Raw genomic sequence first — 25,342 nt, 5'->3', positions numbered from 1 at the left:
AGGCGATGCAGGCACGACTGATCGGGCTGGACTGGGGCACTTCTTCACTGCGGGCCTACCGCCTTGGCGATAGCGGCCAGGTACTGGAAACGCGCGAACTGGCGCTGGGGATCATGCAGGTAGCGGAGCAGCGCTTCGACCAGGCGCTGGATGAAGCCTGTGGCGACTGGCGGGCCGATGAGCCTGGCCTGCCGCTGATTGCCTGCGGCATGATCGGCAGCGCCCAAGGCTGGCGTGAAGCCCCTTATTGCCCCGCACCGGCGGGGGCCGCTGAGGTTGCGCGAAGCCTGCTCAGTGTGCCACTCGATGACGGCCACACCTTGCATATCATCCCTGGCGTGCTGCAGAACGGCCGCCTGCCCAACGTGATGCGCGGCGAGGAAACCCAGGTGTTCGGCCTGCTCGATAGCCTTGATGCGCATTCTTCGACCCAACCCTTGCTGATCGGCCTGCCAGGCACCCACAGCAAGTGGGTGAGAAGCGAGGAAGGCTGTATTCGCCACTTCGACACCTTCATGACTGGCGAGATTTATGCCGCCGTTTGCGCGCACACCATCCTTGGCCGCACCCAGCAACGCCCGGAGAGCTTCCGTGCCGAAGCGTTCGACCGTGGCGTGGCGGTGGCCTTGAGCGGCGACGGCGCGCTGGGCCCTCTGGCAACGTTGTTCAGTGCCCGTACCCTAAGCCTCACTGGCGCCTTGGCACCCACTGACCAATCCGACTACGTCTCTGGCCTGATGATCGGCCATGAAATCGCCAGCCTGACCGCCACCTTCGCCTCCGCCCAGGGCGTGCCTCGCATCGTACTGATAGGCAACGGCCAGCTGTGCCAGCGCTACGAGCGTGCGTTGAGCGCCGCTGGCCTGGCTGACGTGCATACCGCTGCCCAAGCCACCGAGCGTGGCTTGTGGTTGTTGGCCGTGGCGGCTGGCCTGGTTCATCCCTGACTTTAAGGAGCTTTCCATGTTGCTCAAAGATGCCATGGCCGCCAGCGGCCTGATTGCGATCCTGCGGGGCGTGCGGCCTGAAGAAGTGCTGGAGATTGGCCAGCAACTCTATGCCAGCGGCTTGCGGGTGATCGAGGTGCCGCTCAATTCCCCCGAGCCCCTGCGCAGCATTCGCATGCTGCGCGATGGCTTGCCGGCCGATTGTCTGATCGGCGCTGGCACGGTGCTTACCGAGCGTAACGTGCTCGAAGTACAGGGCGCAGGCGGTGAGCTGATCGTGATGCCTCACAGCGATGTCAAGGTGCTGCGAGCCGCCAAGGCCGCCGGGCTGCAACTGGCGCCTGGCGTGGTCACGCCCACCGAGGCCTTTGCCGCGCTGGAGGAGGGCGCCGACGCGCTCAAGCTGTTCCCCGCCGAGGCCCTAACCCCCGCAGTGGTGAAGGCGCTGCTGGCGGTACTGCCCAAGGGCACGCCGCTGGTGCCGGTCGGTGGCATCACGCCTACCAACATGGGGCCGTTCCTGGACGCCGGGGTTGCCGGTTTCGGGCTGGGCTCGGGGCTGTTCAAGCCTGGCCTGAGCGCGGCGCAAGTGCGCAGCCGGGCCGATGCCTACATGCAGGGCTGGCAGCAGGCCCGCTGAGCCGGGCCGTATTCAACTTCCATCGACAAAAGAGACAAGCGATGAAAATTACCCGTTTGAGTACCTTTATCGTTCCACCGCGCTGGTGCTTCCTGAAGATCGAAACCGATGAAGGCATTTGTGGCTGGGGCGAGCCGGTCGTCGAAGGCCGTGCTCATACCGTTGCCGCGGCCGTGGAGGAACTGGCCGACTACCTGATCGGCAAGGACCCGCGCAACATCGAAGACCATTGGCAAGTGCTTTATCGCGGCGGCTTCTACCGGGGCGGCGCGATTCACATGAGCGCCCTGGCCGGTATCGACCAAGCCCTGTGGGACATCAAGGGCAAGGCTCTTGGCGTGTCGGTCAGTGACCTGCTGGGCGGCCAGGTGCGCGAGCGCATTCGCGTGTATTCGTGGATCGGTGGCGATCGCCCGGCCGAAACCGCCAAGGCGGCGAAAGAAGCGGTGGAGCGAGGCTTTACCGCAGTGAAGATGAACGGCACCGAAGAAATGCAGTTCGTGGACAGCTTCGACAAAGTGGACCGCTGCCTGGCCAGCGTGGCCGCGGTGCGTGATGCGGTGGGGCCGAACGTGGGTATCGGCGTGGACTTCCACGGCCGGGTGCACAAGCCCATGGCCAAGGTACTGATGAAAGAGCTGGACCCGTACAAGCTGATGTTTATCGAAGAGCCCGTGCTGAGCGAAAACTACGAAGCGCTCAAGGAACTGGCACCGCTCACCAGTACGCCGATTGCCTTGGGCGAGCGGCTGTTCTCGCGCTGGGACTTCAAGCGCGTGCTCAGCGAGGGCTATGTGGACATCATCCAGCCGGACGCCTCCCACGCCGGCGGCATCACTGAAACCCGCAAGATCGCCGCCATGGCCGAAGCCTATGACGTGGCGCTGGCGCTGCATTGCCCGTTGGGCCCGATCGCGCTGGCGGCGTGTCTGCAACTGGACGCGGCCTGCTACAACGCCTTCATCCAGGAGCAGAGCCTGGGCATCCATTACAACGAAAGCAACGACCTGCTCGACTACATCCGGCAGCCGGAAGTGTTCGATTACGACAACGGCTACGTGAAAATCCCGAACGGCCCGGGCCTGGGGATCGAGATCAATGAAGAGTACGTGCGTGAGCGCGCCGCCATCGGCCACCGCTGGCGCAACCCGATCTGGCGACACGCCGACGGCAGCTTCGCCGAGTGGTAACAGGCGCGGCGCACAGCGCGCCGTGACCGATCTGGGACATAAAGACAAGAGACCCGACCCATGCAAACCCACACCGCAACCCCGGCCGCGGCGCGCACGGCGCTGGCTACGCCGAGCCGTAAACGGTTTTTCATCATGGTGCTGCTGTTCATCACCGTGGTGATCAACTACCTGGACCGGTCCAACCTGTCCATCGCCGCCCCCGCCCTGACCACCGAGCTAGGGCTGGACCCGGCCCACGTAGGGTTGGTGTTCTCGGCGTTCGGCTGGACCTACGCCGCCATGCAAATCCCCGGCGGCTGGCTGGTCGACCGGGTGCCGCCGCGTATTCTCTATAGCGTGGCGTTGGTGCTGTGGTCGGTGGCCACGGTGGCGCTGGGGTTCGTGGGCAGCTTTGTGGCGCTGTTCGTGCTGCGCATGGCCGTGGGTGCGCTGGAAGCACCGGCGTACCCGATCAACAGCCGGGTGGTCACCACCTGGTTCCCGGAGCGCGAGCGAGCGACCGCCATCGGTTTCTATACCTCGGGGCAATTCGTGGGGCTGGCGTTTCTTACCCCCGTGCTGGCGTGGTTGCAACAGGCCTATGGCTGGCACATGGTGTTCGTGATCACCGGCCTGGTGGGTGTGGTGTGGGCCGCGGTGTGGTATGCGCTATACCGCGAGCCGCGCGCATTCCGTGGCGCCAATGAGGCCGAGATCGCGTTGATCCAGGAAGGCGGTGGGCTGGTAGACATCGCGCACAAGTCCAAAGCCAAAGGCATCGACCTCAACGACCTTAAAATCGTGCTGACCCAGCGCAAGCTGTGGGGCATCTACATCGGGCAGTTCTGCCTCAATTCCACGCTGTGGTTCTTCCTTACCTGGTTCCCTACTTACCTGGTGAAGTATCGTGGGATGGACTTTATCAAGTCGGGGCTGCTGGCATCCTTGCCGTTCCTGGCCGCCTTCGTAGGCGTACTGTGTTCCGGCCTGTTTTCTGACTGGCTGATCCGCCGCGGTGCCAGCGTGGGCTTGGCGCGCAAGCTGCCGATCATCGGCGGGCTGCTGATTTCCACCAGCATCATCGGTGCCAACTGGTTCGATTCCACGCCGTTGGTAATCAGTTGCCTGGCCCTGGCGTTCTTTGGCAACGGGTTAGCCTCCATCACCTGGTCGCTGGTGTCCACGCTGGCGCCGGCCCGGCTGCTTGGGCTTACCGGCGGCACGTTCAACTTCATCGGCAACCTGTCCGCCATCGTCACCCCGATTGTCATCGGCTTTCTCGCCACGGGTGATTCCTTCGCCCCGGCCATCACCTATGTTGCCGGTACCGCGCTGGTCGGTGCGCTGTGCTATGTGGTGTTGGTGGGCAAGGTAGAACGGATCGAGATCGCCGACAGGTGACGGGGGAAGACGAGGGCCGGATAATGCTCGCCGTTTTTCTGATAACCGGAGCGACTGACGATGCCAACTGACACGCCGAGCGCCGCCCCCGCAGGTACTCAAACACTGTTGCGCGGCCTGGCGGTGATCCAGGCGGTGGCCGCCGGTGCCCGGGATCTCAAGGGCATTGCCGCGCATTTGGGCACCACCCGTAGCACCACTCACCGGCTGGTGAGCGCGCTGGTGGAAGAACGTTACTTGCGGCTCACGGCCAACAACGGCTACCGGTTGGGGCCACGCTTGATCGAGCTGGGCTTCCAGGCCCGGGACGAATTGCCCCTTGCGGTGCTGGCGGCGCCGTTGCTGGACGAGCTTTCTGCCAGCACCGGCGACACCGTGCACCTGGCCGTGCGCGATGGCGATCAAGTGCTGTACCTGCACAAGAACCCCGGGCGCAATGGCCCCGAAATGCGTTCCCGGGTGGGCCAGCGCATGCCGTTGACCCGCACCGGCATCGGCAAGGCGCTGTTGCTGGACAGCGCTGAAACCGAATGGCGGCGCTTGTTCGATAACCAGCCTCCGGCAGCCGCTGTATGGGCTGACCGCGAAGAACCTGGCTGGGAAGCCTTCCAAGCCCGAATGCTGGCTTATGTCGATGGCCAGTACGCCTTCGACCTGGAGGATAACGAGCCCTCGATCCGCTGCGTGGCGGCGCCGGTGCGTGATGCCAGCCGGCAGATCGTAGCGGCGATCAGCGTGGCCAGTACGGTGCCTTACATGTCGCTGGAACGCATGACGCTGCTCACGCCCACGGTACAAGCCACGGCATTGGCCCTGAGCCGAGAGCTTGGCGGCTGAACCAAGCGGCGTGGCCGGCAGTCACACCAGCAAAATGCCCGAAAAGAAGGCCCCTCATGGAACGACGCTGGCTGCTTTTTCTTGTGCTGTGCGGGGTGGCCGCAGGCGCCCGGGCAGAAGACCCATTAAGGTTGCAGCGGCTGGAGCGCTGCGGTGACCTGCTCGATACCCGGCGCCAGGTGTTCTGCCTCCAGGCCAGCGGCCTTGCCAGCGGGCCGGTACAAGCCAGGCTGGGCGGCGTAGCGAAACCCACTGAGCGCGACGGCGACCGCTTGCGCATCACCTTCGAAACCGGCAAAGACACCAGCGGCCCGTTGCGCCTCGAGCAGGATGGGCGCAACAGCAACAGCGTGTGGCTGAGCATGGCCGGCAATCACGTGGTGGCAGCCAAGCCCAACGAAATGGCGACCAATCCCGAGGGGTTGAGTACGTACCTCAACCTGGTCAGCGTGATCATCGAGGAGCGTTATAACGGCCTCGATCAGGCACGTCAGCTGGCGCAAAAGTATGGCGCAACGCTCGTGGGCGCCATTCCCGCACTTAATACCTGGCAGCTACGCCTTCCGGTGAAAAACCTCACGGAACGCGATGCGTTGATCCTCCGGCTCGGCCATGAGGTCAGCGTGGACGGGGTGGTGATCGAGGAGTCTTCCGCCGAGGAAGCTGAGCGGGAAGTGCCCGTGAGCAAGGAATCCCCTGACGAATGGGCCGCCAACCGCTTTGCCGACGCGGTGAACTACTACCGTCGCCGGGTGGCTGCGCGGGGTGCGCCTGTGGAGGCCGCGCCGGTGCGTATTGGAGTGATCGAACGCAATGTGGACTTCGACTCGCCTGACTTTGCCGAATACCTCGGCCCGTGCGAACTGCCACGTACTTGCCTTTATGCCCGCGATGCGCAAAGCCCCCAGGCCCATGGCTCGACCGTGGCGGGGGTGTTGCTTGCCCATTGGCAGAAAGGTGGCAATACGGGCTTCCTTCGCGGGCTTGAGGGGGTGAGTAAGGGTTTCGAGGTGATTGTGGAACGCGATTCGGATGCCGGCATCACTGCCAATGTCGCCGCGTCTGTGAACCTGGTGGAAGACGGTGCGCGCATCCTCAACTGGAGCTGGGGGCTCCACCGGATCGGTACGCAGAAGGTGCAGGGTGGCGACATCGACACGCAGGTTCGCTCAGGCGTGGCGATGGCGGGTTACGAGGAGCTGCTCGAAGAGTTCTTCCGCTGGCTGAAAGCCAAACATCCAGAGGTAGTGGTCATCAACTCGGCAGGCAACGGCGCGTCCTTCGCAGGCCAGGATGAATACCGGCTGCCGTCTTCATTCGTGACCGATCAGTTGCTGGTAGTGGGCGGGCATGAGCGTAGCGGGCAGCCAGACCTGCCAGTGAACAGCCCCGACTACGCGGTGCGCCGGGCATCGTCCAACCTGGACCTGCGCGTGGACATCTCCGCCGCCGCCTGTACCCATGGCGTAGATCCGGGTGCGGACGGGGAGGGTAGCGTGCACTGTGGGACGTCCTTCGCCACGCCGATGGTGACTGGCATCACGGCGGCCATGCTCTCGATCAACCCGCGGCTCACCCCGGCGCAACTGCGCATCCTGCTTCGGCGCAGCTCGCTGCCAATCGGCGGGGATGATGATTTCGAGCCAGCGGACGGTGAAGACCTCACCGCGCCGATCATTCCCTCGGAGCGCACCTTCGACCTCAGCCACCCCGACATCGGCCGTTCAGCGCGGCTGGACATGCAAAAAGCGCTCGACCTGACGGTGCAGAGCCTGGATCGGCGAAGGTAGCCCAATGTTCCCGGATTCCGCCCGGTCCCGGATCTTTTGCCTGTGGGACCGGGTGAAACCCGGGAAACAATGCATTTACATGTTCGGGTAGGTAGGCCCCCCCGACCCTTCAGGTGCCACCCAAGTGATGTTCTGGGCGGGGTCCTTGATGTCGCAGGTTTTGCAGTGCACGCAGTTCTGCGCGTTGATCTGGAAGCGTTTTTCGCCGTCTTCCTTGGTGATCACCTCATACACCCCTGCCGGGCAATAACGCTGGGCTGGCTCATCGTACAGCGGCAGGTTTTTCGCGATCGGAATGCTCGGGTCCTGAAGCTTGAGGTGGCACGGCTGCTCCTCCTCGTGGTTGGTGCCCGAGAGGAACACCGAACTCAGCTTGTCGAAGCTCAGCTTGCCATCCGGCTTGGGGTATTCGATCCGCGCAGAGTCCGCCGCCAGCTTGAGGGTGGCGTAGTCCGGCGTCTTGTCCCGCAGGGTGAAGGGGATCTTGCCGCCGAAGAGGTTCTGGTCGATGAAGTTGAACGCACCACCCTTGACCGCACCCCATTTGTGGATCGCCGCGCCGAAGTTCCGGCTGCGGAACAGCTCGTCGTACACCCAGCTGGCCTTGAAGCTTTCAGGGTAGGCCGAAAGCACATCGCCGCCTTCGCTGTCGGCCAGCAGACGCTCGACCGCCGCATCGGCCGCGAGCATGCCGGACTTCATCGCCGTGTGGCTGCCTTTGATCTTGGCGAAGTTCAGCGTGCCCAAATCGCAGCCGATCAAGGCGCCGCCAGGGAATACCATCTTGGGCAACGAGTTGAAACCGCCCTTGGCGATAGCGCGGGCACCATAGGACACGCGCTTGCCTCCTTCCAGGTACTGCTTGACCACAGGATGGTGCTTGTAGCGCTGGAACTCATCGAACGGCGACAGGAAGGGGTTGCTGTAGGAGAGGTCGACGATCAGCCCCACCACCACCTGGTTGTTCTCCAGGTGATAAAGGAAGGAGCCGCCCGGGTTGGCGTCGTCCAATGGCCAGCCAGCCGTGTGCACCACCAGGCCCTGTTCATGGCGAGCAGGGTCGATGTCCCAGATTTCCTTCAGGCCGATGGCGTAGTGCTGGGGGTCGACGTCCCCGTCTAGGTTGAAGCGCTTGATCAGCTGCTTGCCGATGTGGCCACGGCAGCCCTCGGCGAACAGCGTGTACTTGCCACGCAGCTCCATGCCGGGGGTGTACATGCCGTCCTTGGGGTGGCCTTCACGGTCCACGCCCATGTCACCGGTGAGAATGCCGCGCACCACACCTTGCTCGTCGATCAGCGCTTCCTGGGCGGCGAAGCCTGGATACACCTCTACGCCCAGGTTTTCGGCCTGCTGGGCGAGCCAGCGGCACAGGTTGCCCAGTGAGATGATGTAGTTGCCTTCGTTGTGCATCGTTTTAGGCACGAGGGCATCGGGGATTTTCCGCGCGCGTTGAGCATCATTCAGCAGATAGATGTCGTCCCGCTTGACCGGGGTGTTGAGCGGTGCGCCCAGCTCCTGCCAGTTGGGGAACAGCTCGTTGAGTGCGCGAGGCTCGAACACCGCGCCGGAGAGAATGTGAGCGCCTACCTCGGAGCCTTTCTCGACCACGCAGACGCTGACCTCCTTACCGGCTTCGGCGGCCTTCTGCTTGATACGGCAGGCAGCGGACAGGCCCGCGGGGCCAGCCCCGACGATGACCACGTCGAATTCCATGTATTCGCGTTCCACAGGTTCTCTCCTAACACAGGCGGGTACGGTTTTTCTAATAAGGGCGGTTGGCGCGCAGGCCACGCCTGTAGCGGTGATGCTGTTGCGCCGGCGCGGGGCGGTTCGGGCCCTTCTTCGCGGACGGCGCATTATATCTACACCATGCGACCGGTCCAAATCAAACGTTTGTTTGAATTCCCGACAGGCCAGTAAACTCGCTACATGCAGCAGCGTGACCGGCCGGTTCCGCGTATTGACCGGGTATTCCTATACGGTCAAGATACGGGCGGTTTCAGGCCGGCTGTCGCTTGTGACAGCTGGTTTCGCGCCGTGTGGCGGCTTCCGGGCCCAAGGCTTCGGGGCGGGCGAACACGGCCTCGCAACCTGCTACGCTGCTGGTCGATACGCGCTCGGCGCCGTCGCCGCACGCGGGTTTGCGCGCCGTGCCATGAGCGATCGCAAGGCCCGCCCTGCGACATTTTATTCACCGGAGAGTAACGAGGAATCCATGAAGGTTCTTGTAGCTGTCAAACGAGTGGTCGATTACAACGTCAAGGTTCGCGTCAAGGCGGACAACTCCGGGGTCGATCTTGCCAACGTCAAGATGTCGATGAACCCCTTCTGCGAGATCGCCGTGGAAGAAGCGGTTCGCCTGAAGGAAAAGGGCGTGGCTACCGAGGTGGTCGTGGTCACGGTCGGGCCTGCCACTGCCCAGGAACAACTGCGCACCGCGCTGGCATTGGGCGCCGACCGCGCCGTGCTGGTAGACACCGCCGAGGAGCTGGGCTCCCTGGCGATCGCCAAGGCCCTCAAGGCCGTGGTCGACAAGGAACAGCCGCAGCTGGTGATCCTCGGCAAGCAGGCCATCGACAGCGACAACAACCAGACCGGCCAGATGCTGGCTGCGCTCACCGGTTACGCTCAGGGTACCTTCGCATCCAAGGTCGAACTGGCCGGTGACAAGCTGAACGTCACCCGTGAAATCGACGGCGGCCTGCAAACGGTTGCGCTGAACCTGCCCGCTATCGTCACCACCGACCTGCGCCTGAACGAACCGCGCTATGCGTCGCTGCCCAACATCATGAAGGCCAAGAAGAAGCCTCTGGAAATCTTCACGCCAGAAGCGCTCGGTGTTTCCACTGCTTCCACCAACAAAACCGTGAAGGTCGAAGCGCCTGCCACGCGCAGCGCCGGTGTGAAGGTCAAGTCGGTCGCCGAACTGGTCGAAAAACTGAAGAACGAGGCGAAGGTAATCTGATGGCTATCCTGGTTATCGCTGAACACGAAAACGGCGCACTGGCTGGCGCTACCCTGAACACCGTCGCCGCGGCTCAGAAGATCGGCGGTGATGTACACGTGCTGGTTGCCGGGCAGGGCGTGAGCGCCGTGGCCGAAGCCGCTGCGAAAGTGGCTGGCGTGGCCAAGGTGCTGGTCGCCGACAATGCTGCCTATGCGCATCAGTTGCCCGAGAACGTGGCCCCGCTGATCGTGGGCCTGGCATCCGGCTACAGCCACGTGCTGGCCCCGGCCACCACCAACGGCAAGAACTTCCTGCCGCGCGTGGCCGCCCAGCTGGACGTGGACCAGATCTCCGAGATCATCTCGGTTGAAAGCGCCGACACCTTCAAGCGCCCGATCTACGCCGGCAACGCCATTGCCACCGTGCAATCGAGCGCGGCGGTGAAGGTGATCACCGTGCGTACCACCGGCTTCGACCCTGTCGCCGCCGAGGGTGGTTCGGCAGCTGTGGAAGCGGTCAGCGACGTGAAGGATGCAGGCCTGTCCGCCTTCGTTGGGGAAGAGTTGGCCAAGTCGGATCGTCCTGAGCTCACCGCCGCCAAGATCGTGGTGTCCGGTGGCCGGGGCATGCAGAACGGTGACAACTTCAAGCACCTGTACGCCCTGGCCGACAAACTCGGCGCGGCCGTGGGCGCTTCCCGCGCCGCAGTGGACGCAGGCTTCGTGCCCAACGATATGCAGGTGGGTCAAACCGGCAAGATCGTCGCGCCGCAGCTGTACATCGCCGTCGGTATCTCTGGCGCGATCCAGCACCTGGCGGGCATGAAGGACTCCAAGGTGATCGTCGCGATCAACAAGGACGAAGAAGCCCCAATCTTCCAGGTCGCCGATTATGGCCTGGTAGGTGACCTGTTCGAGATCATCCCGGAATTCGAAAAGCTGGTGTGATCGCTGCGAGTCGCTGCAAAGGAACCCGGGCAATCGCCCGGGTTTTTTTATATGCTCCGCGCTCCAGAACAGACAAAGCCTGAACCCATCATGCGAATTGCGTCGTATTGGCTGGCCTGCGTGGCTGCGTTCCCATCCCTGTGCCTGGCGGCCGGAAGCTGCGAGCGGCTGGTGGCCACGGCCAGCCCCGACGCTCCGCCCTATGCCTGGCGCGACCCGGCGGACCCACGCAAGCTGATCGGTGCGAGCGTAGACGTGCTGGCCAGCGCTGCCGCGCAACTGGGCGTGAAAATCGACGTGCTGTACGCAGGCCGCCGCTCGCAGGCTCTGGAAGAAGTGCGCAGCGGCCGTATGGATATCCTCGCTGATGCCGTGCTGACCGAGGCCGACCTTGAGCATCTGGACTACGTTCATCCCGCATTGGCCTTCAACGATTATCTGGTATGGAGTCGCCAGGGCTCCACCATTCCTTATACGACGCTTGCGGACTTGCCCGGCCACCGCGGGGTGATGTCCGCCAAGGCTCGGCCAACACCTGCGTTCGCTGCGTTCGCGGCTGAGCACCTTACGCTGCAGCCTGCCGAAAACCTTACCCATACCCTTGAGTCGCTGGCGCAAGGCAAAGCTGACTACGCCGTCGCCCCCCGTTATGCCGGCGCGGCGGCGGTCGCTGCGCTGGGGCTGGACGGGCGGGTTGTGGCCAGCGAGGTGGCTGTGGACCGTCCGGGAATTTACCTGGCCATTGCTCAGGACTCTGCCTGCAACGATGGCTGGCTGCGCGGACAGCTGGCGAAAAAGATGACAGAATTGGCCGCCTCCGGCGGGATCCAGCCGATCCTGCAACGTAACGCCGAGCGCTGGAAGCAACAGCAGCAGGCGATGTCCGGGGCGGTCAAACCATAGGAAACGCTGTGTGAACAAACGATTGATGATCGCCGGAGCGCTGCTGGCGCTCGCCGGCTGCGCCACCGACCCTGTACCCGATGAACAGCTGCGCCTCACCGAGCAAGCGATCGAACAGGCCCGCGCCGTGGGTGCAGCGGACAACACCGCGCCGCTCGCCGATGCGCTGAGCAAGGCAGCCCAAGCCAGGGCGGACCTGGCTGACCATAACAACAAGGCGGCGCGCATGGCCCTGGAACAAGCCGAGCTCGACGCTCGCCTGGCGGAAGCCAACGAGCTCACCCGCAAGAGCCGCGAGCAATTGGCCCAGATGAACGCCCGCATCCAGCGCCTGCACAAGCAGCTGGGGGATGTGCAATGAGCCGCGTTCGTCATGCATGGCGCCCAGTGATCGGCGCCTGGCTGGCGTTGGGCCTTGCCGGTTGCGCCAACCATGCCGCTGATGAAGCGGTGTCCCAGGCGTCGGCGCGCTTCCAGGGCGTGCGGGACAACACCGAGGTGCTGCGCCACGCGCCCAAGGACGTTATTCGCGCGGGAGAATCCCTGGCCCGGGCCGAACGGTTGTCCGGTTACTGGGGCGCCAGCGATGATGTGCGCCACTATGCCTACCTCAGCATGCGCTACACGGATATCGCCCTGGCTCACAGCTTGGCCGCCGCCAACCTCGATCAACTGCAACGTCAGGGCCTGGAGCGTGAGCGCCTGCAGCTTGCCTTGCGCGAGTCCAAGCTGCTCAGCGTGCAGCGCCAAGGCCAGTGGCTGGAAGATCAACTGTTGGCATTGACCACCACAGATGCGGATCGCGGCCTGGTGCTTACCCTGGGCGATGTGCTGTTCGATACCGGCGAGGCCGACCTCAAGCCTTCAGCCAATCGCACCCTGCTCAAGCTCGTGCAGTTCCTGCAAATGAACCCTCGCCGGATCATCCGCATCGAGGGCTATACGGACAGCACCGGCGCCGCGGAAGACAACCTCAAGTTGTCGAAGGATCGGGCGCAGGCAGTGGCGGACATGCTGGTGGACCTTGGCGTGGAGGAGCGACGCATCGACGTGCAAGGGTACGGCGACCAGTACCCGGTCGAAGCCAATGCCACCGAGCGGGGCAGGGCGCTCAACCGCCGCGTGGAGATCGTGATCTCGGACCGGGCCGGCGCGCTGGGCGATAAACGTCAGTAAGCTGCCCCCAACGCCCGCGCCTCTCGTACTGAGGGGCCGCTGGCGTTATCCTTTGGCTCTCCAGTGCAACTGTCCCCGTACAGTTCGCAACTGTTCCTATACACGGTGGAAAGCCAGCGCCGATGACGAACCTGTTGCTGTATCAGCGTATTGCCCAACAGTTGGCCGAAGACATCCGTAAGGGTGTGTATCAACCCGGCGAGCGTGTGCCTTCGGTCCGCAAGATGAGCGCCCAGCTCAATGTCAGCCACGCCACAGTCTTGCAGGCTTACGCCAACCTCGAGGATCAAGGGCTGATCCGCGCCCGTCCTCAATCGGGCTATTACGTGCACCAGACGCCGGCGCTCACGGCGCCCACCCCGGACATTGCCCGGGTGGAACGGCCAGGGTTGGTTACCCGCAGCAGTATCATTCAACAGGTGCTGGATGAGTCCAGGCGCGACGGTGTGTTCGCCCTTGGTGCCGCTGTGCCCCATGTTGAATACCTGCCCGTGCGGGCGCTGCACCAGCAGATCGCCAAGGTCACCCGCTTCCAGAGCCCGCGGGCGTTCAGCTACATGTTCAGCCCTGGCTACGAACCCTTGCGCCGGCAGATCGCCATTCGCATGCGCGATGCTGGCGTGGTGGTCGACCCTTCCGAACTGGTGATTACCCATGGCTGCGTGGATGCCTTGCAAATGGCCTTGCGCACGCTCACGCGCCCGGGGGACCTGATTGCCGCAGAATCACCGACCTATTACGGGCTACTGCAGCTGGCCGATCTGCTGGGCTTGAAAGTGATAGAGATCCCCAGCGACCCCACCGCCGGGATCAGCCTGGAGGCTTTGCAACTGGCGGCGAATCAGTGGTCGATCAAGGCGCTGATGATGACCTCCCGGCTGAGCAACCCCCTGGGCGGGGTGGTGCCGGAAGACCGGCAGAAACAGCTGCTGCGCCTGGCTGCCGAATTCAATATCCAGATCATCGAAGATGATATTCACGGCGAGCTGATGTTTGATCAGGGGCGACACAAGGCCTTGAAGGCCTATGATCGCCACGGCCATGTGATCTACTGTTCAAGCTTTTCCAAAACGCTTTCTCCAGGTGTTCGCATAGGCTGGATGATCGCCGGCAAGCACCAGGCCGAGATCCAGCGGTTACAGACCTTCAGCACGCACTCAGCGTGCAGCGTCACCCAGATGGCCATCGCCAGTTATCTTGAGAACGGCGGTTACGATCGGCATTTGCGCCACATCAGGCAGGAGTACCGCAAGAACCTCACGGCGTATCAGCTTGCGGTTCAGCAGCATTTTCCCGTAGGCACCCAAATGACGCGGCCAATCGGGGGCTTCATTCTGTGGGTGAGCCTGCCGGGGCGAGTGAATACGCAGGAATTGCACGTTCGTGCCCTGGATCAAGGGATCAGCATCGCGCCTGGGCTGATCTTCAGCAACACGGAACAATTCAACCACTGTATTCGCCTGAACTGCGGCATCCCCTGGGATCGTGAGGCGGAGCGGGCGCTCATGACCCTTGGCGTGCTGGCCACGCAATTGTGTGAAGAGACAGGGAACAGCGCATGGTACTGAGCGGTCGGAACTGCAAGCGGTTCGCCTCTTGCCATCGCAGCTGGCGAGGGTGAGCATAGGGGGTGTCCGACCGTGGTGGCCAGCCTGAAATGAACTGTCTCAAGCCTCTGCTCTGCCTGCTGACTGTGTTAGCCACGCCGCTGATCGCGGCGCCTGTTGGAGCGGCCGCTCCCGAGCAATTCACGCTGGGCGCGCCCGCCCCGGTGTCGTCCTCACTACCCGCACCGCCCGCTGCCAAAGCGAAGCCCTCGAAACAGGCGCACGCCAAGTCGCAAGGCAAGGCCACGTCCAAGCCGGTAGCAGCGGCAAAGGGCAAGACATCGAAGGCAGTGGCCAGCAAATCCAAGGCTCGCAAATCGGCGGATGTGATCGCCTCGGATATCCCTGCGGCCAAGCTGGACCTCAGCTTGCCGAAGGACATGGTCAACCAGCTCCAGCCGCCAGGCCAGGCCGAGGCGGCCAAGCCGGTGACCGCCGCTCCCAGCGCCGACGGCAAGCCCTTGCTGCCCTCGCTGTTCACGTCGAAGGACGGGGCGGAGCCGTTCCAGCTGAACGGGCGCCTGCTTACTAATGAAATGGACCTGCAACTACGTAATGAAAGCCGCCGAGAGGTCGACGGCGCCGCGCTGGACTTCAAGTTCAAGCAGTAGCGCTACGGCCCGGCCTTTGTGTGACACGTCGAACAGAGGTTTCAAACACCTGTTTGGGCGGTTACTATCGCGGGGCGCCATCCCATTATTCTCGTCCTGGAGTAGCTCCGTCATGCTATGCCGCGCAGGTTGTGGTGCGTGCTGTATCGCACCGTCCATTTCTTCCCCGATTCCGGGTATGCCCAACGGCAAACCTGCGGGTGAGCGCTGCGTGCAGCTTGGGCCGGACAACCTGTGCCAGATTTTCGGCCGCCCGGAGCGGCCGGCGGTGTGCAGTGCTTTCCAGGCTGACGTAGCCTTTTGCGGTACGGACAATCTGGATGCGGTGCGGATACTCAGTTGGCTGGAAGGGGCTACCGGGGGCGAAAGGGCGCAGACCTGCATCTCGTGAATAAAAAGGAAAACCTATGAGAGCGATGTATCGAGTGGCCGCGTTTTGCGTGCTGCCATGGATTTCGGCGCAAGCCATTGCCGAGGATTGGCAGATTGCAAAGGACGAGGGCGGCATTACCGTGTCCCTCAGCAGTGTCCCTGGGTCCGATTACAAAGCCTATAAAGGGGTGGCGACGATTCATGCGCCCCTGGCGCGAGTGCGTGCGTTGCAGGAAGACGTAGCGGGCGCCTGCGCCTGGATTCACGAGTGCAAGGCTCAGAAGCTGCTCAAGCACGAGGGAGCCCAAAGCTGGACCTACACGCAGTTCAATACGCCGTGGCCGGTAACGCCACGCGACTCGGTGTTGCAGGTGACTACCAGCGAGGGTGCCGATGGCAGCGTGACGCGGACGCTCAAGGGCGTGCCGGCCTATCTCCCGGAGGAAAAGGGCTTTGTGCGTGTTGCCCAGGTAGAGGGTTTCTGGAAGATGGAGCCCAAGGGGGCGGACACGATTGTCACCTACCAGGTACATACCGAGCCGGGCGGCAGCGTACCGTCGATGATTGCGAACAAATTTGTAGTCGACGCGCCGTTCAATACCTTGCGTGGTTTGAAGGTGGCAGCGGAAAAGCCGTAGATCCATTGCTCTGAAAGCACAGAGGGGCGGCTTTCGCAGGCCGCCCCTCGTCAATTCGCATGCCTGCATGCCGGTGGGCAAGCAGGCGGGGCAAACTTACTTGCGATCTTCCAGCTTTTGCAGGTCCCGCTTCGGTTCGCCAGTATATAACTGACGTGGGCGACCGATCTTGTAGGGGCTGGAGAGCATTTCCTTCCAGTGCGAAATCCAGCCGACTGTCCGCGCCAGTGCGAAGATCACGGTGAACATGCTGGTCGGAATGCCAATCGCCTTCAAGATAATACCCGAGTAGAAGTCTACGTTCGGGTACAGATTGCGCTCCTTGAAGTAAGGATCGTTGCGCGCGATCTCGTCCAGGCGCATGGCAAGTTCGAGTTGCGGGTCGTTCTTGATACCAAGTTCGGCCAACACTTCGTCGCAGGTCTGTTTCATTACCTTGGCGCGAGGATCGAAGTTCTTGTACACCCGGTGGCCGAAGCCCATGAGTTTGAACGGGTCGTTCTTGTCCTTGGCCTTGGCAATGTACTTGTCGATGTTCGACACGTCGCCGATTTCATCGAGCATGGCCAGTACGGCTTCGTTCGCGCCGCCGTGGGCAGGGCCCCAGAGTGCGGCAATACCGGCGGCGATACAGGCAAACGGGTTGGCGCCCGAAGAGCCTGCCAGGCGCACCGTGGAGGTGGACGCATTCTGCTCATGGTCGGCGTGGAGGATGAAGATCCGGTCCATCGCGCGGGCCAGCACCGGGCTGATCGGCTTGATCTCGCACGGGGTGTTGAACATCATGTGCAGGAAGTTTTCGGCGTACGACAGGTCATTGCGCGGGTACATCATGGGCTGGCCCATGGAGTACTTGTAAACCATCGCTGCCAGGGTCGGCATTTTTGCGATCAGGCGAACGGCCGAGATTTCCCGGTGCTGCGGGTTCTTGATGTCCAGGGAGTCGTGGTAGAACGCCGACAGGGCGCCTACAACGCCGCACATGATGGCCATGGGGTGGGCATCACGGCGGAAGCCGTTGAAGAAGGTCTTCAACTGCTCGTGCACCATGGTGTGGTTTTTCACGGTGCTGACGAACTTTGCCTTCTGCTCGGCATTTGGCAATTCGCCATTAAGCAGCAGGTAGCAAGTTTCGAGGTAGTCGGAGTTTTCGGCGAGTTGTTCGATAGGGTAGCCGCGGTGGAGCAATACACCCTGGTCGCCATCGATGTAGGTGATCTTCGATTCGCACGACGCGGTGGACATGAAGCCCGGGTCGAAGGTGAAGCGACCGGTAGTGGTCAGGGTCCGCACGTCAATTACTTCGGGACCAACGGTGCCGGTTAAAATCGGCAGCTCGACGGGGGCTGCGCCCTCGATGATCAACTGCGCTTTTTTGTCAGCCATGTGGCCTCCTATTAATGCTTCAAATCATCAGACAGACCCCCCACGCAGGGCCCGCACCACTATAGTGTGATAAATCCTAAAGTCAATTTGCCAAAGGCCTGCCGTACAGGCCTTCTAGCGGTATCGATTCCGCCGTTTACCATCGCCGTTTACGCCTTTTCGAGAGGCGTCGCAACACGGTTTGCGGAACAGTCCTTTACGTTGTCATTAGTATCCTAACTGTCTATACTCGGCGTCCGACCGTCAGGGGCTTTCCGGCCCGCTCCGCTGTCGTGTCACTCCCCGGGTGGTGGGTACCTGACCAGTACACTTCCCTACAACTTTGCCCTGCTTGCTGGGGGCTCTTCAGTGTGAAAAAAGCCGTGAATAGCCAACGACCTGTAAACCTAGACCTAAGGACCATCAAACTTCCCGTCACTGCTTACACGTCCATTCTCCATCGCGTTTCCGGTGTCATCCTGTTTCTTGGCATTGCCATCGCGCTCTACGCGCTGGGCAAGTCGCTGGGTTCCGAGGAAGGCTTTGGCGAGGTGAAGGCGTATCTGACCAGTCCGCTGGCCAAGCTTGTGATGTGGGGCCTGCTCTCCGCTCTGCTTTATCATCTGGTGGCAGGTGTTCGCCACTTGATCATGGACACTGGCGTGGGTGAGACGCTCGAGGGCGGCAAGCTCGGCTCCAAGATCGTCATCGTCGTTTCTGTAGTGCTGATCGTTCTGGCGGGAGTCTGGATATGGTAACCAACGTCACTAACCTGTCCCGTTCGGGCCTTTACGACTGGATGGCGCAGCGGGTTTCGGCCGTCGTTCTCGCGGTGTACTTCATTTTCCTGATCGGCTACCTGGTGGCACACCCCGGGCTGAACTACGCCCAGTGGCATGCCCTGTTCTCCAATAACTGGATGCGCATCTTCAGCCTGCTGTCCCTCGTTGCCCTCAGCGCTCACGCTTGGGTCGGCATGTGGACCATCTCCACCGACTACCTCACGCCGATGGCGCTGGGCAAGTCGGCGACTGTCGTGCGGTTCCTGTTCCAGGCGGTGTGTGGCGTAGCAATGTTCGCCTACTTCGTCTGGGGTGTGCAGATTCTCTGGGGTATTTGATTCATGTCCAACATCCGTACGCTCAACTACGACGCCATCATCATCGGTGGCGGCGGCGCCGGCATGCGCGCCGCGCTGCAACTGGCTCAAGGCGGCCACAAGACCGCCGTGGTCACCAAGGTCTTCCCGACCCGCTCGCACACCGTATCGGCCCAGGGTGGCATCACCTGCGCTATCGCTTCGGCGGATCCGAACGATGACTGGCGCTGGCACATGTACGACACCGTAAAGGGGTCGGACTACATCGGTGATCAGGACGCGATCGAATACATGTGCCAGGAGGGCCCGGCTGCGGTCTTCGAACTGGACCACATGGGCTTGCCGTTCTCCCGTACCGAAACCGGCCGCATCTACCAGCGCCCGTTCGGTGGCCAGTCCAAGGACTTCGGCAAGGGTGGCCAGGCTGCGCGTACCTGCGCCGCGTCCGACCGTACCGGTCACGCCCTGCTGCACACGCTTTATCAGGGCAACCTGAAAGCCGGTACAACCTTCCTCAACGAGTGGTACGCGGTCGACCTGGTCAAGAACCAGGACGGCGCCTTCGTCGGCGTCATTGCCATCTGCATCGAAACCGGCGAAACCGTCTACATCCGCGCCAAGGCTACCGTACTGGCTACGGGCGGGGCAGGGCGTATCTACGCTTCCACCACCAATGCCCTGATCAACACCGGTGACGGCGTGGGCATGGCCCTGCGTGCCGGCGTGCCGGTGCAGGACATCGAAATGTGGCAGTTCCACCCCACCGGCATTGCTGGCGCCGGTGTACTCGTCACTGAAGGTTGCCGCGGTGAAGGCGGTTACCTGATCAACAAGCACGGCGAGCGTTTCATGGAGCGCTACGCGCCCAACGCCAAGGACCTCGCCGGCCGCGACGTGGTTGCCCGTTCGATGGTCAAGGAAATCATCGCCGGCAACGGCTGTGGCCCGAACGGCGACCACGTGATGCTCAAGCTGGACCACCTGGGCGAGGAAGTGCTGCACAGCCGCCTGCCAGGCATCTGCGAGCTGTCGAAAACCTTCGCCCACGTCGACCCTGTGGTCGCGCCGGTGCCGGTCGTTCCAACCTGCCACTACATGATGGGCGGCGTTGCCACCAACATTCATGGCCAGGCGATGACACAGGACGCCAATGGCCAGGACGTGATCATTCCAGGCCTGTTCGCGGTCGGTGAAGTAGCGTGCGTATCGGTTCACGGTGCCAACCGCCTGGGCGGCAACTCGCTGCTCGACCTGGTGGTATTCGGTCGCGCCGCTGGCCTGCACCTCGAGAAAGCGCTCAGCGACGGTATCGAATACCGTGACGCGAGCGCCACCGATGTGGACGTTGCCCTGGCTCGCCTGAGCGGCCTGAACGAACGCACCACCGGTGAAGACGTGGCAACCCTGCGTCGCGAGCTGCAGAACTGCATGCAGAACTACTTCGGGGTGTTCCGCACCGGCGAATACATGCAGAAGGGTATCGCTCAGCTGGCGACCCTGCGTGAACGAATTGCCAATGTGAAGATCAACGACAAGAGCCAGGGGTTCAACACCGCCCGCATTGAGGCGCTGGAACTGCAAAACCTGCTGGAAGTCGCCGAGGCCACCGCGATCGCGGCCGAGGAGCGCAAGGAATCGCGTGGTGCCCATGCCCGCGAAGACTACGAAGACCGTGACGACGAAAACTGGCTGTGCCACACCCTTTACTACCCGGGTGAAAAGCGCGTCGCCAAGCGTGCCGTGAACTTCGCGCCGAAAACCGTGCCGGCTTTCGAACCTAAAGTCCGGACCTACTAAGGGTGATGACCGCTATGTTGCAAGTCAGTGTTTATCGTTACAACCCGGACCAGGACGCCGCGCCGAAGATGGTCGACTTCCAGGTCGATACCGGCGGCAAGGACCTGATGGTTCTGGACGTGCTCGCGCTCATCAAGGAACAGGACGAGGGCTTCTCGTACCGTCGTTCCTGCCGCGAGGGTGTTTGCGGCTCCGACGGCATGAACATCAACGGCAAGAACGGCCTGGCGTGCATCACGCCGTTGTCTGCCGTGGTGAAGGGCAACAAGCTGGTATTGCGCCCGCTGCCTGGGCTGCCGGTCATTCGTGACCTGGTCGTCGATATGAGCATCTTCTACAAGCAGTACGAAAAAGTTAAGCCGTACCTGCAGAACGACACCCCGGCACCGGCCATCGAGCGGCTTCAGTCGCCCGAAGACCGCGAGAAGTTGGACGGCCTGTACGAGTGCATTCTGTGCGCTTGCTGCTCCACGTCCTGCCCGTCGTTCTGGTGGAACCCGGACAAGTTCCTGGGCCCGGCCGCGCTGCTTCAAGCTTACCGATTCCTGGCGGACAGCCGCGATACGCGCACCGAAGAGCGTCTGGCCGCAATGGACGATCCCTTCAGCGTGTTCCGCTGCCGCGGCATCATGAACTGCGTGAACGTGTGCCCGAAGGGTCTGAACCCTACGAAAGCCATCGGTCACGTGCGTAACATGTTGCTGCAAAGCGGCATCTGATCTACCCGCAGCACAGAAACACGCCGTGGTCGGGCCCGCCAGCTCGGCTGCGGCGACAACTTGAGCAGACGCCTCACGGCTGACGCTTTTATTTGACGAAATGAGACCAGCAGGGGCATCCGGGCTGGTACCCGGACTATCTGCGTAACCCTTGGTGGCTGTGTTCGAGTCGCTGCACCGGACTTGTTCAGGCTCGCCGTGGTTCGCGCCGGTGGTGGCCCCTAACCGAGGGTGACCAAGCATGCAAGAAAGCGTGATGCAGCGCATGTGGGAAAGCGCCCACCTTTCAGGTGGTAACGCTGCCTATGTGGAAGAGCTCTACGAGCTTTACCTGCACGACCCTAACGCTGTGCCAGAAGAGTGGCGCACCTACTTCCAGAAGTTGCCCGCCGAAGGCAGCACCGCCCCCGACGTTTCGCACTCGACCGTTCGTGATCATTTCGTGCTGCTGGCGAAAAATCAGCGCCGCGCCCAACCGGTTTCCGCCGGGAGCGTAAGCACTGAGCACGAGAAGAAGCAGGTTGAAGTGCTGCGCATGATCCATGCGTACCGGATGCAGGGCCACCAGGCGGCCCAGCTGGACCCGCTGGGCTTGTGGCAACGGCCCGCTCCGGCAGACCTGTCGATCAATCATTACGGCTTGACCAATGCCGATCTTGACACGACCTTCCGTACCGGCGACCTGTTCATCGGCAAGGAAGAAGCGAGCCTACGCGAGATCCAGGAAGCGTTACAGCTGACATATTGCCGCACCATCGGCGCCGAGTTCACCCATATCGTCGATTCCGAGCAGCGCGCCTGGTTCCAGCAGCGCCTCGAAAGCGTGCGCGGGCGCCCGGTGTATTCTCCGGAAGTCCAGAGCCACGTGCTTGAGCGCGTCACCGCAGCCGAAGGCCTCGAGAAGTACCTGGGCACCAAGTACCCGGGCACCAAGCGTTTCGGCCTGGAAGGGGGCGAGAGCCTGATCCCCATGCTCGACGAGATCATCCAGCGCTCCGGTTCCTACGGTGCGAAGGAAATCGTTATCGGCATGGCTCACCGTGGCCGCCTGAACGTACTGGTGAACACCTTCGGCAAGAACCCGCGCGACCTGTTCGACGAGTTCGAAGGCAAGAAGAAGGTCGAGCTGGGCTCCGGCGACGTCAAGTATCACCAGGGCTTCTCCTCCAACGTGATGACTTCCGGTGGCGAAGTTCACCTCGCGCTGGCATTCAACCCCTCCCACCTGGAAATCGTTTCGCCGGTGGTCGAGGGTTCGGTTCGCGCTCGTCAGGATCGCCGCAACGATTCCGCTGGTGACAAGGTTGTGCCCGTGTCCATTCACGGCGATGCCGCGTTCGCCGGGCAGGGCGTTGTACTCGAAACCTTCCAGATGTCGCAGACCCGCGGGTTCAAGACCGGCGGCACCGTGCACATCGTGATCAACAACCAGGTTGGTTTCACCATCAGCAACGCACGTGACGCTCGTTCGACCGAGTACTGCACCGACGTTGCCAAGATGATCCAGGCGCCGATCCTGCACGTGAACGGCGATGATCCGGAAGCCGTCCTGTTCGTGACCCAGCTCGCCATCGACTATCGCATGCAGTACAAGCGCGACGTAGTGATCGACCTGGTGTGCTACCGCCGTCGCGGCCACAACGAGGCGGACGAACCAAGCGGCACCCAGCCGCTGATGTATCAGCAGATCGCCAAGCAGCGCACTACACGTGAGCTGTATGCCGAGCGCCTGGTGCAGGGCAATGCCATCACCGCAGATATCGCCCAGTCGCAGGTAGACGAATACCGCAGCGCGCTGGACAACGGCCTGCATGTGGTGAAAAGCCTGGTCAAAGAGCCGAACAAGGAGTTGTTCGTGGACTGGCGGCCCTACCTGGGCCACGCCTGGACCGCGCGCCACGACACCCGCTTCGATCTCAAGACCTTGCAAGAGCTGTCCGCCAAGTTGCTGGAAGTGCCTGAAGGCTTCGTGGTTCAGCGCCAGGTCGCGAAGATCTACGAAGATCGCCAGAAGATGCAGGCCGGTGGCTTGCCGATCAACTGGGGCTACGCCGAAACCATGGCCTACGCCACCTTGCTGTTCGAAGGTCATCCGGTTCGCATGACTGGCCAGGACATCGGCCGCGGTACGTTCTCGCACCGCCATGCCGTGCTCCACAACCAGAAGGACGCCGGGACCTATGTGCCGATGCGTCATCTGTTCGGCGGCCAGCCAAGCTTCGAGCTCTATGACTCCTTCCTGTCCGAGGAAGCGGTGCTGGCGTTCGAGTATGGCTATGCGACCACCTCGCCAAATTCGCTGGTGATCTGGGAAGCGCAGTTCGGTGACTTCGCCAACGGTGCCCAGGTGGTGATCGACCAGTTCATCACCAGCGGCGAGCACAAGTGGGGCCGCCTGTGCGGGCTGACCATGTTGCTGCCGCACGGCTACGAAGGGCAAGGGCCGGAGCACTCGTCGGCGCGCCTGGAGCGTTACCTGCAACTGTGCGCCGAGCACAATATCCAGGTATGCGTACCCACCACGCCTGCGCAGATCTACCACTTGCTGCGTCGCCAGGTGATCCGCCCGCTGCGCAAGCCGCTGGTGGTACTCACGCCCAAGTCGCTGCTGCGCCACAAGCTGGCGGTTTCGACCCTCGAGGACCTGGCCGAAGGCTCGTTCCAGACTGTCATCCCGGAAATCGACAACCTCGATCCGGCCAAGGTGACTCGCCTGGTGCTGTGCAGCGGCAAGGTGTACTACGATCTGCTCGAAAAACGCCGTGCCGACGGCCGCGAAGACACCATCATCCTGCGCCTTGAGCAGCTGTATCCGTTCCCGGACAACGATCTGGCCGAAATCCTCGCGCCGTACACCAACCTGCAGACCGTAGTGTGGTGCCAGGAAGAGCCGATGAACCAGGGTGCCTGGTACAGCAGCCAGCATCACATGCGCCGTGTGATCGGTAACCACAACAGGTCGCTGACGGTGGAATACGCCGGCCGCGAAGCCTCGGCCGCACCTGCTGTCGGTTACGCTTCGATGCACGCCGAGCAGCAGGAAAAACTGCTCCATGACGCTTTCACTGTCAACGCCAACGCGCACTGAACCGAATTAAGGAACTACTGATAATGGCTATCGAGATCAAAGCCCCCACTTTCCCGGAATCGGTTGCCGACGGTACCGTTGCCACCTGGCACAAGAAGCCGGGCGAAGCCGTCAAGCGTGACGAACTGATCGTCGACATCGAAACCGACAAGGTCGTGCTGGAAGTTCTCGCCACCGCTGATGGTGTATTGGGCGCTATCGTCAAGAACGAAGGCGACACCGTGCTCTCCGACGAGCTGCTGGGCTCGATCGAGGCTGGCGGTGCTGCCGCTGCTCCTGCTGCCGCGCCTGCCGGTGCCTCGGCCGCCGCTACCGTGGCTGCCGCTGCCGCTGAACCTGCCAGCGCCGACGAGGACGCCAGGGGCGGCCCCGCCGCTCGCAAGCTGGCCGAAGAGAACGGCATTGCGCTGAACAGCATCAAGGGCACCGGTAAAGACGGTCGCATCACCAAGGAAGACGTGGTTGCCGCAGTCGAAGCGAAGAAAAACGCTCCGGCCCAGGCACCCGCCGCCAAGCCTGCCGCTGCCGCCGCTCCGGTTACCGCTGCGGGCGACCGCGTCGAGAAGCGCGTGCCGATGACCCGCCTGCGTGCCAAGGTCGCCGAGCGTCTGGTCGAAGCACAGTCCAACATGGCCATGCTGACCACCTTCAACGAAGTGGACATGACCGAAGTCATGGCACTGCGCTCGAAGTACAAGGACCTGTTCGAGAAGTCCCACAATGGCGTACGCCTGGGCTTCATGTCCTTCTTCGTGAAGGCCGCCACCGAGGCGCTGAAGCGTTTCCCGGCGGTTAACGCGTCCATTGACGGTTCCGACATCGTTTACCACGGCTACGCTGACGTAGGCGTGGCTGTGTCTAGCGATCGCGGCCTGGTGGTGCCTGTACTGCGTAATGCCGAGCAGATGAGCCTGGCGGAAATCGAGAACGGCATCGCCACCTTTGGCAAGAAGGCACGCGACGGCAAGCTGTCCATCGAAGAGATGACCGGTGGTACCTTCACTATCACCAACGGCGGCACTTTCGGTTCGATGATGTCTACTCCGATCGTTAACCCGCCGCAGGCGGCGATCCTGGGCATGCACAACATCATCCAGCGCCCGATGGCCATCAATGGCCAGGTAGTGATCCGCCCGATGATGTATCTGGCGCTGTCGTACGATCACCGCTTGATCGATGGCAAGGAAGCGGTAACCTTCCTGGTCACCATCAAGAACCTGCTGGAAGATCCGGCTCGTCTTCTGCTCGACATCTAATCGCAGCCTCGGCTGCGGCTTCAAGCT

Annotated in this window: 23 protein-coding genes; 21 read left to right on the top strand and 2 right to left on the bottom strand. The window is 62.4% G+C overall.

What is annotated here, in order from left to right; all coding sequences use genetic code 11:
- Window positions 1-5 precede the first annotated feature (5 nt).
- From LG385_RS12040 to LG385_RS12015, 6 genes are read left to right on the top strand one after another with little or no spacing between them, the layout of a single operon-like run.
- Window positions 6-947 (top strand): 2-dehydro-3-deoxygalactonokinase, encoded by a 942-nt coding sequence (locus LG385_RS12040; protein WP_225774480.1) that lies wholly within the window; start codon window positions 6-8, stop codon window positions 945-947.
- Between the two features lie 19 nt (window positions 948-966).
- A complete protein-coding gene (locus LG385_RS12035) occupies window positions 967-1,587 on the top strand; it encodes a 2-dehydro-3-deoxy-6-phosphogalactonate aldolase (protein ID WP_225776231.1) in 621 nt (206 codons plus the stop codon).
- Between the two features lie 41 nt (window positions 1,588-1,628).
- Window positions 1,629-2,777: a galactonate dehydratase gene (dgoD, locus tag LG385_RS12030; RefSeq protein WP_181114476.1), complete on the top strand. Its 1,149-nt coding sequence runs from the start codon at window positions 1,629-1,631 to the stop codon at window positions 2,775-2,777.
- Between the two features lie 60 nt (window positions 2,778-2,837).
- Entirely contained in the window at window positions 2,838-4,160 is a 1,323-nt protein-coding gene (locus LG385_RS12025; RefSeq protein WP_225774479.1) for an MFS transporter, read from the top strand.
- A 60-nt stretch (window positions 4,161-4,220) separates the two neighbouring features.
- Window positions 4,221-4,997: an IclR family transcriptional regulator gene (locus LG385_RS12020; protein WP_225774478.1), complete on the top strand. Its 777-nt coding sequence runs from the start codon at window positions 4,221-4,223 to the stop codon at window positions 4,995-4,997.
- 56 nt (window positions 4,998-5,053) lie between these two features.
- A complete protein-coding gene (locus LG385_RS12015) occupies window positions 5,054-6,787 on the top strand; it encodes a S8/S53 family peptidase (protein WP_225774477.1) in 1,734 nt (577 codons plus the stop codon).
- Between the two features lie 75 nt (window positions 6,788-6,862).
- Here the strand turns inward: LG385_RS12015 and LG385_RS12010 are convergent, their stop codons facing one another.
- Complete coding sequence (locus LG385_RS12010; RefSeq protein WP_225774476.1) at window positions 6,863-8,518, bottom strand: electron transfer flavoprotein-ubiquinone oxidoreductase; 1,656 nt, start codon at window positions 8,516-8,518, stop codon at window positions 6,863-6,865.
- Window positions 8,519-9,005: 487 nt separating this feature from the next.
- Here LG385_RS12010 and LG385_RS12005 point away from each other — a divergent pair, with 487 nt between their 5' ends.
- From LG385_RS12005 to LG385_RS11965, 9 genes are all read left to right on the top strand, one after another.
- Window positions 9,006-9,755 (top strand): electron transfer flavoprotein subunit beta/FixA family protein, encoded by a 750-nt coding sequence (locus LG385_RS12005; protein ID WP_225774475.1) that lies wholly within the window; start codon window positions 9,006-9,008, stop codon window positions 9,753-9,755.
- Window positions 9,755-10,684 carry an electron transfer flavoprotein subunit alpha/FixB family protein gene (locus LG385_RS12000; RefSeq protein ID WP_181114466.1) on the top strand — a complete coding sequence of 310 codons (930 nt, stop codon included), beginning with the start codon at window positions 9,755-9,757 and terminating at the stop codon, window positions 10,682-10,684. Before LG385_RS12005 ends, LG385_RS12000 begins: the two co-directional genes overlap by 1 nt.
- Before the next feature lie 90 nt (window positions 10,685-10,774).
- Window positions 10,775-11,587, top strand: a complete 813-nt coding sequence (locus LG385_RS11995; RefSeq protein ID WP_225774474.1) for a substrate-binding periplasmic protein — start codon at window positions 10,775-10,777, stop codon at window positions 11,585-11,587.
- 25 nt (window positions 11,588-11,612) lie between these two features.
- Window positions 11,613-11,948 carry a DUF4398 domain-containing protein gene (locus LG385_RS11990; RefSeq protein ID WP_225776230.1) on the top strand — a complete coding sequence of 112 codons (336 nt, stop codon included), beginning with the start codon at window positions 11,613-11,615 and terminating at the stop codon, window positions 11,946-11,948.
- Window positions 11,945-12,763 carry an OmpA family protein gene (locus LG385_RS11985; RefSeq protein ID WP_225774473.1) on the top strand — a complete coding sequence of 273 codons (819 nt, stop codon included), beginning with the start codon at window positions 11,945-11,947 and terminating at the stop codon, window positions 12,761-12,763. The genes LG385_RS11990 and LG385_RS11985 overlap by 4 nt, the downstream gene beginning before the upstream one ends.
- Window positions 12,764-12,885: 122 nt before the next feature.
- Window positions 12,886-14,331, top strand: a complete 1,446-nt coding sequence (locus tag LG385_RS11980) for a PLP-dependent aminotransferase family protein (RefSeq protein WP_225774472.1) — start codon at window positions 12,886-12,888, stop codon at window positions 14,329-14,331.
- An 89-nt stretch (window positions 14,332-14,420) separates the two neighbouring features.
- Window positions 14,421-14,981, top strand: a complete 561-nt coding sequence (locus LG385_RS11975; protein WP_225774471.1) for a hypothetical protein — start codon at window positions 14,421-14,423, stop codon at window positions 14,979-14,981.
- 112 nt (window positions 14,982-15,093) lie between these two features.
- Window positions 15,094-15,372: a YkgJ family cysteine cluster protein gene (locus tag LG385_RS11970; RefSeq protein ID WP_225774470.1), complete on the top strand. Its 279-nt coding sequence runs from the start codon at window positions 15,094-15,096 to the stop codon at window positions 15,370-15,372.
- Window positions 15,373-15,388: 16 nt separating this feature from the next.
- Window positions 15,389-15,991 carry an START domain-containing protein gene (locus LG385_RS11965; RefSeq protein ID WP_225774469.1) on the top strand — a complete coding sequence of 201 codons (603 nt, stop codon included), beginning with the start codon at window positions 15,389-15,391 and terminating at the stop codon, window positions 15,989-15,991.
- Between the two features lie 96 nt (window positions 15,992-16,087).
- Here LG385_RS11965 and gltA read toward each other — a convergent pair whose 3' ends face one another.
- Window positions 16,088-17,377 (bottom strand): citrate synthase, encoded by a 1,290-nt coding sequence (gene gltA / locus LG385_RS11960; protein ID WP_181114448.1) that lies wholly within the window; start codon window positions 17,375-17,377, stop codon window positions 16,088-16,090.
- Window positions 17,378-17,727: 350 nt separating this feature from the next.
- Between gltA and sdhC the strand changes: the two genes are divergently transcribed.
- From sdhC to odhB, 6 genes are all read left to right on the top strand, one after another.
- Window positions 17,728-18,114: a succinate dehydrogenase, cytochrome b556 subunit gene (sdhC, locus tag LG385_RS11955; protein ID WP_181114446.1), complete on the top strand. Its 387-nt coding sequence runs from the start codon at window positions 17,728-17,730 to the stop codon at window positions 18,112-18,114.
- Entirely contained in the window at window positions 18,108-18,476 is a 369-nt protein-coding gene (gene sdhD / locus LG385_RS11950) for a succinate dehydrogenase, hydrophobic membrane anchor protein (protein ID WP_181114444.1), read from the top strand. Before sdhC ends, sdhD begins: the two co-directional genes overlap by 7 nt.
- 3 nt (window positions 18,477-18,479) lie before the next feature.
- The gene (gene sdhA, locus LG385_RS11945; protein ID WP_225774468.1) at window positions 18,480-20,252 is read left to right on the top strand and encodes a succinate dehydrogenase flavoprotein subunit; all 1,773 of its coding nucleotides are present in this window, start codon (window positions 18,480-18,482) and stop codon (window positions 20,250-20,252) included.
- Window positions 20,253-20,266: 14 nt separating this feature from the next.
- Window positions 20,267-20,971 (top strand): succinate dehydrogenase iron-sulfur subunit, encoded by a 705-nt coding sequence (locus LG385_RS11940; protein ID WP_181114440.1) that lies wholly within the window; start codon window positions 20,267-20,269, stop codon window positions 20,969-20,971.
- 241 nt (window positions 20,972-21,212) lie between these two features.
- Complete coding sequence (locus LG385_RS11935; RefSeq protein WP_225774467.1) at window positions 21,213-24,059, top strand: 2-oxoglutarate dehydrogenase E1 component; 2,847 nt, start codon at window positions 21,213-21,215, stop codon at window positions 24,057-24,059.
- A gap of 23 nt (window positions 24,060-24,082) precedes the next feature.
- The gene (odhB, locus tag LG385_RS11930) at window positions 24,083-25,315 is read left to right on the top strand and encodes a 2-oxoglutarate dehydrogenase complex dihydrolipoyllysine-residue succinyltransferase (RefSeq protein WP_225774466.1); all 1,233 of its coding nucleotides are present in this window, start codon (window positions 24,083-24,085) and stop codon (window positions 25,313-25,315) included.
- Window positions 25,316-25,342 lie beyond the last annotated feature (27 nt).

Origin of the sequence: Pseudomonas sp. Marseille-Q5115 (assembly GCF_916618905.1) — a bacterium.
GTDB lineage: Bacteria > Pseudomonadota > Gammaproteobacteria > Pseudomonadales > Pseudomonadaceae > Aquipseudomonas > Aquipseudomonas japonica_A.
The sequence above is the reverse complement of the archived record's forward strand: the minus strand, read 5'-3'. Positions and strand labels throughout refer to the sequence as shown.

Excerpts from the sequence above, each read along its gene's own strand:
- LG385_RS12040 (WP_225774480.1), top strand. The coding sequence starts at position 6 with ATGCAGGCACGACTGATCGGGCTGGACTGGGGCACTTCTTCACTGCGG.
- dgoD (WP_181114476.1), top strand. The coding sequence starts at position 1,629 with ATGAAAATTACCCGTTTGAGTACCTTTATCGTTCCACCGCGCTGGTGC.
- LG385_RS12025 (WP_225774479.1), top strand. The coding sequence starts at position 2,838 with ATGCAAACCCACACCGCAACCCCGGCCGCGGCGCGCACGGCGCTGGCT.
- LG385_RS12020 (WP_225774478.1), top strand. The coding sequence starts at position 4,221 with ATGCCAACTGACACGCCGAGCGCCGCCCCCGCAGGTACTCAAACACTG.
- LG385_RS12015 (WP_225774477.1), top strand. The coding sequence starts at position 5,054 with ATGGAACGACGCTGGCTGCTTTTTCTTGTGCTGTGCGGGGTGGCCGCA.
- LG385_RS12005 (WP_225774475.1), top strand. The coding sequence starts at position 9,006 with ATGAAGGTTCTTGTAGCTGTCAAACGAGTGGTCGATTACAACGTCAAG.
- LG385_RS12000 (WP_181114466.1), top strand. The coding sequence starts at position 9,755 with ATGGCTATCCTGGTTATCGCTGAACACGAAAACGGCGCACTGGCTGGC.
- LG385_RS11995 (WP_225774474.1), top strand. The coding sequence starts at position 10,775 with ATGCGAATTGCGTCGTATTGGCTGGCCTGCGTGGCTGCGTTCCCATCC.
- LG385_RS11990 (WP_225776230.1), top strand. The coding sequence starts at position 11,613 with ATGATCGCCGGAGCGCTGCTGGCGCTCGCCGGCTGCGCCACCGACCCT.
- LG385_RS11985 (WP_225774473.1), top strand. The coding sequence starts at position 11,945 with ATGAGCCGCGTTCGTCATGCATGGCGCCCAGTGATCGGCGCCTGGCTG.
- LG385_RS11980 (WP_225774472.1), top strand. The coding sequence starts at position 12,886 with ATGACGAACCTGTTGCTGTATCAGCGTATTGCCCAACAGTTGGCCGAA.
- LG385_RS11975 (WP_225774471.1), top strand. The coding sequence starts at position 14,421 with ATGAACTGTCTCAAGCCTCTGCTCTGCCTGCTGACTGTGTTAGCCACG.
- LG385_RS11970 (WP_225774470.1), top strand. The coding sequence starts at position 15,094 with ATGCTATGCCGCGCAGGTTGTGGTGCGTGCTGTATCGCACCGTCCATT.
- LG385_RS11965 (WP_225774469.1), top strand. The coding sequence starts at position 15,389 with ATGAGAGCGATGTATCGAGTGGCCGCGTTTTGCGTGCTGCCATGGATT.
- gltA (WP_181114448.1), bottom strand. The coding sequence starts at position 17,377 with ATGGCTGACAAAAAAGCGCAGTTGATCATCGAGGGCGCAGCCCCCGTC.
- sdhD (WP_181114444.1), top strand. The coding sequence starts at position 18,108 with ATGGTAACCAACGTCACTAACCTGTCCCGTTCGGGCCTTTACGACTGG.
- sdhA (WP_225774468.1), top strand. The coding sequence starts at position 18,480 with ATGTCCAACATCCGTACGCTCAACTACGACGCCATCATCATCGGTGGC.
- LG385_RS11940 (WP_181114440.1), top strand. The coding sequence starts at position 20,267 with ATGTTGCAAGTCAGTGTTTATCGTTACAACCCGGACCAGGACGCCGCG.
- LG385_RS11935 (WP_225774467.1), top strand. The coding sequence starts at position 21,213 with ATGCAAGAAAGCGTGATGCAGCGCATGTGGGAAAGCGCCCACCTTTCA.
- odhB (WP_225774466.1), top strand. The coding sequence starts at position 24,083 with ATGGCTATCGAGATCAAAGCCCCCACTTTCCCGGAATCGGTTGCCGAC.